Raw genomic sequence first — 12,211 nt, 5'->3', positions numbered from 1 at the left:
GTCGACCGGGCCAGGAACCTCTTCACCTTCTCCGTCCTCGGCAACGACGCCCCGCTGGTCACCCGGCCCGAGCCGGGGCCGGCCGGCGCGCACCCCGCGACGGCCGACACCGTGCCGGCCCCGATCCGGCGCCGGCAGCTGGCCGAGCGCACGGCCGACTACTACGGGCCCGGCAAGAGCTTCGCCATCTGGCGCGACGGCTCCCCGGAGCCCGTCCCGCCCGCCGAGATCGTGGTGGCCGACCTGACCGACTGGACGTACCGGCCCAAGCGCGGCCAGGTCGCCGTCGACCCGCTGCTCGGCCGGATCGCCTTCGGCGCCCGCTCCGCCCCGCGCCGCGGCGTCTGGGTCGACTACCACTACGCGTTCGGCGACGACACCGGCGGCGGCGAGTACCCGCGCGACCGCCCGGAGTCCCGGCACCGGACGCTCTACCAGGTCGGCCCCGGCCGGCCGTTCGAGCGGATCAACGACGCGTACGAGCAGTGGCGCGCCGACCAGCGGGACGGCACCGCGGGCGGCTCCGCCGTCATCGAGATCACCCACAGCGGCGCCTACCAGGAGCAGTTGGACTTCGACCTGGAGGCCGACGACCGGCTCGAACTGCGCGCCGCCGAGGGCACCCGGCCGGTGATCCGGCTGCTCGACTGGTACAGCAACCGGCCGGACGCGCTCAACGTCCGGGGCACCTGCGCGGGCGGGCGGCTCGTCCTGGACGGCCTGCTGGTCACCGGTCGCGGGGTCAACGTCACCGGGCCGCTCGCCTCCGTCACGCTGCGGCACTGCACCCTGGTGCCGGGCTGGTCCCTGGAGCCGCACTGCGAGCCGCACGCGCCGCAGGAGCCCAGCCTGGTGCTGGACCACACCACGGCCTGCGTGCGGATCGAGCGCAGCATCCTGGGCACGATCCAGGTCGTCGGCGACGAGGTGGACGACGACCCGCTGGAGATCCACCTGGCCGACAGCATCCTGGACGCCACCGGGCCGGACCGCCCGGCGCTCTCCGGGCCCGACTGCGAGCACGCCTACGCGGTGCTGCACGCGCACCGCTCCACGGTGGTCGGCGAGGTGCACACCCACGCGGTGCGGATCGCCGAGGACAGCGTCTTCACCGGCCGGATGCGGGTGGCCCGCCGCTCGCTCGGCTGCCTGCGGTTCTGCTACGTGCCCCCGGGCTCGCGCCCCCCCCGCCGGTACGAGTGCCAGCCCGACCGGGTGCGCTCGGCGGTGACCGAGCTGGTCGAGCGCGGCGAGCTGGACCCGGCGCGGGCCGAGCGGCTGCGCGAGACCGAGGCGCAGCGGGTGCGCCCGCTCTTCACCAGCCTCCGGTACGGCACGCCCGGCTACGGCCGGCCGGCCGCCGGCTGCGCGCCGGAGATCACCCGCGGCGCCGAGGACCGCTCCGAACTGGGCGCCTTCCACGACCTGTTCCAGCCCCAGCGCGAGGACAACCTGCGGGCGCGGCTGGCCGAGTACACCCCGGCCGGCACCGACGCCGGCCTCTTCTTCGCCACCTGACCGACCCTGAGCAACTCCCAACCAGCTAAATACCGTTGACTGTGAGAGGGACCCCGTGCACGCAGACTTCTCGCGCCTGACCTTCCGGCCCGGCAGGCACTACTCCGCGGTGCTGACCCAGCAGGGCCGGGTCCAGCTCGACGCCGACGCCAACGAGCAGGCCGCGATCGAGCGCCACCAGCTGCGCACGCTCGCCACCGACCTGATCGGCCGGCGCGGCGGGCCCGCCGGCGCGGCCGGGTTCGCGATCGGCTACCTGCCGGGCAACCACGACCTGGACGACCTCGCCATCGGCGGCGGCCGGTACTACGTGGACGGCGTCCTGTGCGAGGCCGACCGGCCCGGGCCCGGCACCGCCGTGCCCGACGACGGCGTCTGGGGCGCCGAGGCCCGGGAGGCGCCCGCCGGCTGGACGTACTGGGACCAGCCGGACGCCTACCGGGACCAGGAGCGCCCCGGCGACCGGCTGCCCGACGCGTTCCCGTTCCTGGTCTACCTGAAGGTCTGGGAGCGCAGTGTCACCGCCGTGGAGGACCCGGAGATCCGCGAGGTCGCGCTCGGCGCGGCGATGCCCGACACGGCGGCCCGGGCCAAGGTCGTCTGGCAGGTACTGGCCCTTCCCGCCTCGGAGTTGAACGTGCCGGACGGCGGTCCGTCCCGGGTGCTGGAGGCCTTCGACGCCTGGGCCGCGCCCCGCGAGCGGCCCTCCTCCTGGCTGGCCGCGCGGGCCCGGCGGCCGGAGCGGGCCGGCGAGGACCCGTGCCTGGCGCACCCCGAGGCCGGCTACCGGGGCCCGGAGAACCAGCTGTACCGGGTGGAGGTCCACCACGGCGGATCGGCGGAGGGCGGCGCCACCTTCAAGTGGTCCCGGGAGAACGGCTCGGTCGTCCTCCCGATCGCCTCGGTCGAGGGCGTCTGGGTCGCCCTGGACACGCTGGGCGACGACGACAAGCTCGGCCTCTCGGTGGGCGACCGGGTCGAGGTCGCGGACAGCGCGTACGTCAGCCGGGACGAGGCGGCGAACCTGCTCCAGGTGGAGGAGATCGACCTGCCGGGCCGCCGGGTGCGGCTGTCCGCCGAGCCGGTCCCGGGGGTCGGGCGGCTGGCCGAACTCCACCCCTTCCTGCGCCGCTGGGACCACCGGGAGGCCCGCGGCCGGGACGCCCTGCCCCTGGCCGGCGGCGCCCTGCAGCTCGCGGAGGGCGCCTGGCTCGACCTGGAGGACGGCGTCCAGGTGTACTTCCGGCCGGGCGGCGCCTACACCCGGGGGGACTACTGGCTGGTCCCCGCCCGCACCGCCACCGGGTCGGTGGAGTGGCCGCGGAACGCGGCCGGGGAGGCGCTGCTCCAGGAGCCGGCCGGGGTCCGGGTGCACCACGCCCCGCTCGCCTGGGTGAAGGGCCCGACCACCGTCGTCGACCTCCGCCAGACCTTCGCCCCGCTGACGGCCACCGCCCGCTCCGAGATCTGATCGGCCGGGGCGCGACGGCGGGCGCGGCAGGGCCGTCGGCGTCCTCGAGCCGACGGCAACGGGCCCGGGTGGGGGCGTCGACGGCGAAATGTGAACCGGCCACGCCCCCCACCCGCGCACATCGGCCATCCCACCGATACGTCGCGGACATTCCCGGTGTTCGCGGTGTTCGTGGTGTTCCCGGTGCCCCCGGTGTTCGCGGTGTTCACGTGTTGTCCGAATGGTGGTCGGGCTTTTTGACATCCTCCTTATCGTCATACATTCTTCTCGGCATGTCTGACCGTCACCCGATCACGTGCGCCGCCATCGAGCTGGCGCTGATCGGCGTGGCCGCGCACTGCGTTTCCGACAATCTCTGTCGCTGAATCCGCCCTGTCCCGACGCGTTTAGCGGTGATCGCCGCGTCGGGGCGTCGCCCCCTGCTGCGGGCGCGGTGCCGCTCACTTTTCCCAGGCCTCACTGTCGCCCGCCTTCCTCCGTACACCATCGGTAGCGAAAGGCCCCCTTTCCGATGTCTCGAACCACCACCTTCACCCCTCGCCGCCTCGCCACGGCGACCGTCACCGTCGCACTGGTCGTCGGGCTGGCGGCGTGCGGACCGAAGGCCGACGGCGGTGGAGGCTCCGGCAAGGACGCCGCGCCGCAGCAGGGCGGCACCCTCACCGTCCTCAACCAGAACCCGCAGGACCAGTTCGACCCCGCGCGGCTCTACACCTCCGGCGGCGGCAACGTCCCGTCCCTGATCTTCCGCACCCTCACCACCCGCAACCGGGCCGACGGCGCGGCCGGCACCAAGGTCGTCCCGGACCTCGCCACCGACACCGGCACCCCGTCGGAGGGCGCGACGGTGTGGACGTACCACCTCAAGGACGGCCTGACGTTCGAGGACGGTTCGCCGATCACCACGGCCGATATCAAGTACGGCATCGAAAGGTCATTCGCCCCCGAACTCTCGGGCGGTGCACCGTTCCTGAGGGACTGGCTGGTCGGCGCCGCGGACTACCAGGGCCCGTACAAGGACGCGCGCGGTCTGGACGCCATCGAGACGCCGGACGAGAAGACCATCGTCTTCCGTCTCAACAAGCCCGAGGGCGACTTCCCCTACCTCGCCACCCAGACGCAGTTCGCCCCCGTCCCGAAGGCCAAGGACACCGGGACGAAGTACCAGGAGCACCCCGTCTCCTCCGGCCCCTACCAGGTCGTCAAGAACGAGAACGACGGCGCCCACCTCGTCCTCAAGCGCAACCCCAACTGGTCGGCGGCGACGGACGACCAGCGCAAGGCGTACCCGGACACCATCGACGTGCAGTCCGGGCTCGACCCTGCGGTGATCAACCAGCGGCTCTCCGCCGGCACCGGCGCCGACGCGGCCGCCGTCACCACCGACACCAACCTCGGCCCCTCCGAGCTCGCCCAGGTGAAGGACGACAAGTCGCTCGCCGCGCGCGTCGGCACCGGCCACTTCGGCTACGTCAACTACCTGGCGTTCAACCCGAAGGTCAAGCCCTTCGACGACCCCAAGGTCCGGCAGGCCGTCGCCTACGCGATCAACCGCACCTCGGTCGTCAACGCGGCCGGCGGCTCCTCGCTCGCCGAGGCCGCCACCACCTACCTGCCCGCCCAGGAGACCTTCGGGTACACGCCGTACGACCCGTTCCCGGCCGGTGCCACGGGCAACCCGGCGAAGGCCAGGGAGCTGCTGAAGGAGGCCGGCTACCCGGACGGCCTGACCATCACGCTCACCCACTCCAGCGCCACCGGCAAGGGCTACGGCCCGGACCTGGCCGCCGCCGTCCAGGACGGCCTGAAGGCCGCCGGGATCACCGTCCAGCTGGAGGCCCTGGACTCCACCCGGTACTCCAAGACGATCCACACCGTCGGCACCGAGCCCGGCCTCTTCCTCTCCGGCTGGGGCGCCGACTGGCCGTCCGGCGGCCCGTTCCTGGCCCCGATCTTCGACGGCCGGCAGATCGTCACCGACGGCTACAACTTCAACTCCGCGCAGCTGGACGACCCTTCGGTGAACGACGAGATCGACCAGATCAACAAGATCACCGACCACGCCGAGGCCGCCAAGCGCTGGGGCGCCCTGGACAAGCGGATCGGCGACCAGGCCCTCACCGTCCCGCTGTTCCACCCCGTCTACAAGCGGCTGTCCGGCAAGGACGTCCGCAACATCGTCATCAGCGACTGGACCGGCGTCCTCGACATCTCCCAGGTCGCGGTCAAGTAACGGACGGGACCGGACGGATCGATCGGACAACCATGGCTCCACAGCAACCCCGAGCCGGGGAGGCCCCCGCGGCCTCCCCGGCCGCCGGGGGACCACAGGTGTGGCGGCGGCTGCTCGCGCGGCGCGCCGCCCTCACCGCCGGCCTCGTCATCGTCCTGCTCGTCCTGATCGCCGCGGCGGCACCGCTGCTCAGCGCGATCGAGGGCCAGGACCCCACCGGCTACCACAACGACCTGCTCGACTCGGCGGCCGGCGGGGTGCCCACCGGCTCCTTCGGCGGCGTCAGCGCCGAGCACTGGCTCGGCGTCGAACCCGGCACCGGGCGGGACGTGTTCGCCCGACTGGTGCACGGCGCCCGGATCTCGCTGCTCGTCGCCGTCGGCGCCACCCTCGTCCAGGTCGCGATCGGCGTCCTGCTCGGCCTCGCCGCGGGCCTCGGCAACCGGTGGCTCGACCAGCTGATCGGCAACACCACCGAGGTGATGCTCGCGCTGCCCACGCTGGTCTTCGCCATCTCGCTGATGGCGGTCGTGCCCCCCGGCTTCCCCCGCCCGCTGCTGCTGACCCTGGTCATCGGGCTGCTGGGCTGGGCCGGCACCGCACGGGTGGTCCGGGCGCAGACGCTCAGCCTCCGGCAGCTCGACTACGTGGCCGCGGCCCGGCTCGCCGGCGCCACCCGGTGGCGGATCGCCCGCCGGGAGCTGCTGCCGTCCCTGGCCGCGCCGGTCATCACCTACGCGGCGGTGCTGCTGCCGTCCAACGTGGTCGCCGAGGCCGGGCTGTCCTTCCTCGGGGTGGGCGTCAAGCCGCCGACCTCCTCGTGGGGCCAGATGCTCTCCGGGGCGACCACCTGGTTCCGCGCGGACCCGATGTACGTGCTGCTCCCCTCCGCGCTGCTGTTCACCACCGTGCTCGCCTTCACCGTGCTCGGCGACGCCGTCCGCACCGAGCTCGACCCCCGTGCGGCCTCCCGGCTGCGGGTCGGTACGGCGCGCGGCGGCTCCGGTCCGTCGAAGGCCGGCCCCTCGGGTGCCGTTCCGTCGAGCGCCGGTCCGTCGAGCACGGGCCGGGGCCCCTCCGAGGAGGCCACCGCATGACCCGCTTCCTGCTCCGCAAGGCCGTCGGCATGCTCGGCGTCCTGCTCGTCCTCTCCCTGGTCGTCTACGCGGTCTTCTACATCGCCCCCGGCGACCCGGCCCAGCTCGCCTGCGGCGAGAAGTGCAGCCCCGCCCAGGTCGCCCAGGTGCGCGAACGGCTCGGCCTCGACGCGCCCGTCTACCTCCAGTACGCCCACTTCCTCCAGGGCGTCGTCGCCGGCCGCGACTTCAGCGCCGGGACGGGCCTGCTGCACTGCCAGGCGCCCTGCCTGGGCATCTCCTACCGCAGCGGCGAGCAGGTCACCGACATGATCACCGCCCGGCTCCCGGTGACGGCCTCGCTGGCGCTCGGCGCGATGGTGCTCTGGCTGGTCCTCGGGGTCGGCACCGGGCTGGTCTCCGCGCTGCGCCGGGGCCGGCTCAGCGAGCGGCTGCTGACCGCGCTGACGCTGGCCGGCAGCTCCATCCCGGTCTTCGTCATCGGCCTGGTGCTGCTCATCGTCCTGTGCGCCCAGCTCCAGTGGCTGCCGTTCCCGAGCTACGTGCCCCTCACCGAGGACCCGCAGCAGTGGTTCTGGGGACTGCTGCTGCCCTGGGTCTCGCTCGCGCTCATCGAGTCCGCGAAGTACGCCCGGCTGACCCGCTCCTCCATGCTGGAGACCCTCGCCGACGACCACATCCGGACCTTCCGGGCGTACGGCGTCAGCGAGCGGCACCTGGTGACCAGGCACGCGCTGCGCGGCGCGCTCACCCCGGTGATCGCGCTGACCGCCATCGACCTCGGGACGATGTTCGGGTCCGCCGTGCTGACCGAGTCGCTCTTCGGCCTCCCGGGGCTCGGCAAGCTGCTGGTCACCTCGGTCGGCCTGATCGACCTGCCGACCGTCGTCGGCCTCACCCTCGTCACCGGGTTCTTCGTGGTCCTCGCCAACGTCATCGCGGACGTGCTCTACGCGGTGACCGACCGAAGGGTGGTCCTGACGTGAGCGCCGGAACCCTGAGCCCCGAGCCCCGGGGCCCCGAACCCCGGGCCGCCGAAGCCCGCGGTGAGGCCCTGGTCGACGTCCGGGACCTGGTCGTCGACTTCCCGGTCGGCGACGGCCACGTCCGCGCCGTCGACGGCGTGGGCTTCACCCTGGAGGCCGGGCAGGCGCTCGGCATCGTCGGCGAGTCCGGCTCCGGCAAGAGCACCGTCGCCTACGGGCTGCTCGGCCTGCACCGCGGCACCGGCGCCCGGATCGGCGGCTCGGTGCGGGTCGCCGGCGTCGACGCCGTCACCGCCGAGGGCGACGAACTCCGGCGCCTGCGCGGCGGGTTGGCCGCCATGGTGTTCCAGGACCCGCTCTCCGCCCTCGACCCGTACTACGCGGTGGGCGACCAGATCGCCGAGGTCGTACGGGTGCACCGGGACGTCTCCCGACGGGACGCCCGGGCCCGGGCCGTCGAGGTGCTCGACCGCGTGGGCATCGCCGACGCGGCGCGGCGCTCGCGGTCGCGTCCGCACGAGTTCAGCGGCGGCATGCGCCAGCGGGTGCTGATCGCGATGGCCCTGGCCTGCGAGCCGCGGCTGCTGGTCGCCGACGAGCCGACGACCGCGCTGGACGTCACCGTCCAGGCCCAGATCCTCGACCTGCTGCACGAGTTGCGGGCCGAGACCGGCGCCGGGCTGGTCCTGGTCACCCACGACCTGGGCGTGGTCGCCGGGAGCGTCGACCGGGTGCTGGTGATGAAGGACGGCCGGGCCGTGGAGCACGGGCCGGTCGCCGAGGTGCTGGGCGCTCCGCGCGAGCCGTACACCCGCGCGCTGCTGTCGGCGGTGCCCCGGGTCGACGCGCCCGCCGAGTCGGCCGAGCCGACCAGGTCGGCCGGGCCCGTCGGGGATGACGTGCTACTCGAAGCCGTCGACCTGCGCCGGGAGTTCGCCACCCGCGGCGGCCTCACCCGGCGCACCGGCCCGGTGACCGCCGTGGACGGCGTCTCGCTCACCGTACGGGCCGGCGAGACGCTGGGCGTGGTCGGCGAGTCCGGTTCCGGGAAGACCACGCTCGGGCGGATGCTCGTCCGGCTGCTGGAGCCGACCGGCGGCCGGCTGCACTACCGCGGCCGGGACATCGGAGCGCTCGGGGAGAAGGAACTGCGCCCGCTCCGGCGGGAGTTGCAGATGGTCTTCCAGGACCCGGTGTCCTCGCTCAACCCGCGCCGCAGCATCGGCGAGTCCATCGCCGACCCGCTGCGCATCGCCGGGGAGAGCGACGAGCGCCGCATCCGCAGCCAGGTCGGCGAACTCCTCGAACGCGTGGGGCTCGACGCCGACTGGTACCACCGCTACCCGCACGAGTTCTCCGGCGGGCAGCGGCAGCGGGTCGGCATCGCCCGCGCGCTGGCACCCCGACCGCGGCTGATCGTCTGCGACGAACCGGTCTCCGCGCTGGACGTCACCACCCAGGCCCAGGTGGTCGAGCTGCTGGGCGAGTTGCAGCGCGACCTCGGCCTCGCGCTGGTCTTCATCGCCCACGACCTCGCCGTGGTCCGGCAGGTGAGCGACCGGGTCGCGGTGATGCGGGCCGGGCGGATCGTGGAACAGGGCGACGCCGACACGGTGTACGACTCCCCCCAGCACGCCTACACCAAGGGCCTGTTGGCCGCCGTGCCGGTCCTGGACCCGGCCGAGGCGACCGCCCGCCGCCACGCCCGCCTGGCCTCCGCCGGCGCCTGACCGTCGACCGCCCGGCCCGGGTCGCACCTCGCGGGGTGCGGCCCGGGCCGGGCGGTCGCGTACAGATTCATGACGAATCATCAGTTGGTCTTGGTGACCCTGGAGTTGGTGCCTTCACCCGCGCGGCCTTCGTCCCGGCCCTCGACCAGGACGGCGGGCTCCAGCGGCGAGGCGATCTCCTGCGGCCTACTGCGGGACGCCCAGTCGCGGATGCCGAGCACCACCATCACGAAGAAGATCCCGTAGACGATGCCGGAGAAGTACAGCTCGGAGTGGACCGCGAGCGGCACGCCCACCAGGTCGACGGCCAGCCAGACGAACCAGAACTCCACGTAGCGGCGGGCCTGGCTGTACATGGCGAGGATCGAGCCGACGAAGATCCAGGCGTCCGCGAGGACCATCCACCACGGCGCCCCGGGGTAGAACGAGGCGTCCGTCCCCTTCAGCACCGCGCCGAACGCGGCCGTCCCCGCCACCATCGCGGCCGCCAGCACGGCGCGTTCCTGCCACGACGCCCAGCGGACGTTGATGGTGCCTTCCTGCTCGCGGCTGCGCTTCCAGGTCGCCCAGCCCCAGGAGGCCGAGACGATGATGACGATCTGCCGGGCGGCGTTGCCGCCGAGGTGCACGTTCAGGCTGGCGATCAGCAGCAGCACCGAGCCGAGGATCTGCACCGGCCAGGCCACCAGCGAGCGCCGCAGGGCGAGCCAGACGGTGGCGAGCGCCAGGATGTTGCCCAGGAAGTCGGACCAGTAGACGGGGAGGCCGAAGAAGTCGAACTGCTCGTTCAACCAGTGGAACGCGCTCATGACTCACACCTTTGTTCGTGCGGAGCGAGGTGGGGGAAGGGGCGGTCGGCCCCGCCGAAGCGGGGGGTGCGGGGCCGACCGGGCTCGTGGCGCGGGACGCGGGGTCGCGGGGGAAGCGGGGGCGCGCGCCGGGCAGGTGAAGGACGGTGCGAAGAGGTGGTGCGGGCGGATCAGAAAAGAACGGTTCAGAAGAGAACGGTTCAGAAGAGAACGGTTCCGGAGAGGACGCTTCAGGAGAGGCGCTTCAGGAGAGGACGGCGAGCACGTGCCGTCCGTGCTCGGAGTCCAGCAGGGTTTCGGAGCGGCGGACGTCCTCCCGGGCGGCGAGCAGCAGCTCGTCGACGGAGGCGAACCGCTCGGTGCCCCGGATCCGGGCGACGAACCAGAGCTCGACGCGCTCGCCGTACAGGTCGCCCGGGGTGTCGTGGCAGTACACCTCGGTGTGGATCTCGGAGGTGTCGCAGAAGGTGGGGTTGGTGCCGACGCTGATCGTCGCGCGGTGCACGGTGCCGCTCGCGCGGCGGGCCAGCCAGCCGCTGTAGATCGCGGGCGGCGGGGCGGGGGTGCCGGGGTCGGGGGCGATGTTGGCGGTGGGGAAGCCCAGCCCCCTCCCCCGGCCGGCACCGTGCACCACGGTGCCGGACAGGGGGGCCGTCGGGGTGTCAGCCATGGGGGGTGAGCTCACGGAACTGGCTGGTGTGGAAGACCAGCGGCTCCACCCCGGGGAACAGCTCGACGGTGAGCAGTTCCAGCAGGACGATCTCGTGGTCGCCGCCGTCGTACACCGCGTGTACCCGGGCGGTCAGCCAGAGCGCCGCGTCGTGGATCAGCACCGCGCCGTCCGGCGTGGCCTGCCAGCCGGTGCCGTCGAAGCGGTCGCCCGCGCGGGAGGCGAGCCGCCGGCAGAGCGCGCCCTGGCCGCGGCTGAGCACGCTCAGCCCCAGCTCCGGAGCCTCCCTCAGCCGGGGCCAGGTGGTGGAGGTGCGGGCCACGCTGACCGCGACCATCGGCGGCTCCAGCGAGATCGACACGAAGGAGCTGACCGCGAGCCCGACCGGTTCGCCGTCGCGCAGCGCGCCGAGCGCGACCACCCCGGTGGGGTAGGCCCCGAACGCCTGGCGCAGCGCCGCGCCGTCCAGCTCGGCCCGGTCGGGCCGCTCCGCGGCGCTCGCCGCGGCCGCGGTCGGGTGGTGGGCGGGAGTGACCATGGTCGTCGCCGTCCTCTCGTCGCCGGTGCGGGGGGGGTCAGTGCCGGTACCGCGCGGCCGGGTGGCTGGCCGGCAGCGCCCGGTCGGACGCGCCGGTCAGCCGCTCGCGCAGCGACTCGCCCTCCGCGTACTCGCCGCGGAAGACGCCGCGGGCGCGCAGGATCGGCAGCACCGACTCGACGAACTCGACGGTGGAGGCGGGCTGGACGGTCGGCGAGAGCAGGAAGCCGTCCAGGTCGGCGCCCTCCGCCAGGGCGCAGATCTCGTCGGCGATCTCCTCGGCGGTGCCGACCACCGGGCGGGCGCCGACGCCGTGGGTGTGCCAGTCGGCGAGCACGTCGCCGACGGTCTTGTCGGCGAACCGGGCGACCTGGGTCTGCGACATCTCGGTGGACAGCTCCGCCATCGGGGTGTCCGGCACGTACGAGGACAGGTCGAGGCCGGTGAACATGGCGTAGCTGGCGACGGTGACCTCCGGGCGCTGGGCGTCCAGGACGCGCTGCCAGCGGCGTTCGGCGTCGGCGGTGGTGGCACCGATCACGCAGGAGAACGCCGACATCACCTTGACCTCGTCGGCGCCGCGGCCGGCCCGGACGGCCTCCTCGCGGATCGCCGCGGTGTGCCCGGCGAGCTGTTGGACGGTGCCGCTGCCGACGAACATGCACTCGCCGTGCCGCCCGCCGACGCGGCGCCCGGCCGGGGAGGCGCCGGCCTGGAACAGCACCGGGGTGCCCTGCGGGGAGCGGGCGGTGTTGCCGTAGCCCTGCGAGCGGAAGTACGGGCCGTCGTGCTCGACCAGGTGGACCTTGGCCGGGTCGGCGAAGCGGCCGGCCTTGTCCTTCTCCAGGGCGTCGGGCTCCCAGGAGCCCTCCCAGTACTTGTAGACCAGGTCGAGGAAGTCCTCGGCCATCCGGTACCGGTCGTCGTGCGCCACCATGTCCATCCCGAAGGCCTTGACGGCGGTGTCGGCGGTGCCGGTGGTGACGATGTTCCAGCCGAGCCGGCCGCCGGAGAGCTGGTCCAGGGTGGCGAGTCGGCGGGCGAAGGCGTACGGCGGCTCGACCAGCACCGAGCCGGTCACCACCAGGCCGAGGTCGGTGGTGCTGGCGAGCAGGGCCGAGGCGATCACGAACGGGTCCAGGCGCGGCAGGTCGAGGGT

Annotated in this window: 10 protein-coding genes; 6 read left to right on the top strand and 4 right to left on the bottom strand. The window is 73.6% G+C overall.

The window, feature by feature from the left end:
- From AE652_RS13275 to AE652_RS13250, 6 genes are all read left to right on the top strand, one after another.
- Window positions 1-1,518: hypothetical protein (locus tag AE652_RS13275; RefSeq protein ID WP_049651526.1), on the top strand; the 1,518-nt coding region annotated here is incomplete at its 5' end.
- 55 nt (window positions 1,519-1,573) lie between these two features.
- On the top strand, window positions 1,574-2,989 hold the full coding sequence (locus AE652_RS13270) for a DUF6519 domain-containing protein (RefSeq protein WP_049651525.1): 1,416 nt from the start codon (window positions 1,574-1,576) through the stop codon (window positions 2,987-2,989).
- Window positions 2,990-3,500: 511 nt separating this feature from the next.
- Window positions 3,501-5,222, top strand: a complete 1,722-nt coding sequence (locus tag AE652_RS13265) for an ABC transporter substrate-binding protein (RefSeq protein ID WP_049651524.1) — start codon at window positions 3,501-3,503, stop codon at window positions 5,220-5,222.
- Between the two features lie 32 nt (window positions 5,223-5,254).
- Window positions 5,255-6,319 (top strand): ABC transporter permease, encoded by a 1,065-nt coding sequence (locus AE652_RS13260; RefSeq protein WP_082345696.1) that lies wholly within the window; start codon window positions 5,255-5,257, stop codon window positions 6,317-6,319.
- A complete protein-coding gene (locus tag AE652_RS13255; RefSeq protein WP_049651523.1) occupies window positions 6,316-7,305 on the top strand; it encodes an ABC transporter permease in 990 nt (329 codons plus the stop codon). Before AE652_RS13260 ends, AE652_RS13255 begins: the two co-directional genes overlap by 4 nt.
- A 68-nt stretch (window positions 7,306-7,373) precedes the next feature.
- Window positions 7,374-9,035: an ABC transporter ATP-binding protein gene (locus tag AE652_RS13250; protein WP_234348364.1), complete on the top strand. Its 1,662-nt coding sequence runs from the start codon at window positions 7,374-7,376 to the stop codon at window positions 9,033-9,035.
- Window positions 9,036-9,115: 80 nt separating this feature from the next.
- Here the strand turns inward: AE652_RS13250 and AE652_RS13245 are convergent, their stop codons facing one another.
- The 4 genes from AE652_RS13245 to AE652_RS13230 all read right to left on the bottom strand — a co-directional run.
- Window positions 9,116-9,844 (bottom strand): nicotinamide mononucleotide transporter family protein, encoded by a 729-nt coding sequence (locus tag AE652_RS13245; protein ID WP_049651522.1) that lies wholly within the window; start codon window positions 9,842-9,844, stop codon window positions 9,116-9,118.
- 244 nt (window positions 9,845-10,088) lie between these two features.
- Entirely contained in the window at window positions 10,089-10,514 is a 426-nt protein-coding gene (locus AE652_RS13240) for a riboflavin kinase (RefSeq protein WP_049651521.1), read from the bottom strand.
- Window positions 10,507-11,052, bottom strand: coding sequence for a flavin reductase family protein (locus AE652_RS13235; RefSeq protein ID WP_082345695.1), 546 nt, complete (start codon window positions 11,050-11,052; stop codon window positions 10,507-10,509). The genes AE652_RS13240 and AE652_RS13235 overlap by 8 nt, the downstream gene beginning before the upstream one ends.
- 37 nt (window positions 11,053-11,089) lie before the next feature.
- On the bottom strand, window positions 11,090-12,211 hold a 1,122-nt coding region (locus AE652_RS13230; RefSeq protein ID WP_049651520.1), incomplete at its 5' end, for an NtaA/DmoA family FMN-dependent monooxygenase.

Origin of the sequence: Kitasatospora sp. MY 5-36, from assembly GCF_001182915.1 — a bacterium.
Classification (GTDB): domain Bacteria; phylum Actinomycetota; class Actinomycetes; order Streptomycetales; family Streptomycetaceae; genus Kitasatospora.
This window is presented reverse-complemented; position numbering and strand designations above follow the sequence as displayed.

What these genes read in the sequence shown, in the direction of transcription:
- AE652_RS13245 (WP_049651522.1), bottom strand. Translation starts at nt 9,844, where the DNA reads ATGAGCGCGTTCCACTGGTTGAACGAGCAGTTCGACTTCTTCGGCCTC.
- AE652_RS13255 (WP_049651523.1), top strand. Translation starts at nt 6,316, where the DNA reads ATGACCCGCTTCCTGCTCCGCAAGGCCGTCGGCATGCTCGGCGTCCTG.
- AE652_RS13240 (WP_049651521.1), bottom strand. Translation starts at nt 10,514, where the DNA reads ATGGCTGACACCCCGACGGCCCCCCTGTCCGGCACCGTGGTGCACGGT.
- AE652_RS13235 (WP_082345695.1), bottom strand. Translation starts at nt 11,052, where the DNA reads ATGGTCACTCCCGCCCACCACCCGACCGCGGCCGCGGCGAGCGCCGCG.
- AE652_RS13260 (WP_082345696.1), top strand. Translation starts at nt 5,255, where the DNA reads ATGGCTCCACAGCAACCCCGAGCCGGGGAGGCCCCCGCGGCCTCCCCG.
- AE652_RS13265 (WP_049651524.1), top strand. Translation starts at nt 3,501, where the DNA reads ATGTCTCGAACCACCACCTTCACCCCTCGCCGCCTCGCCACGGCGACC.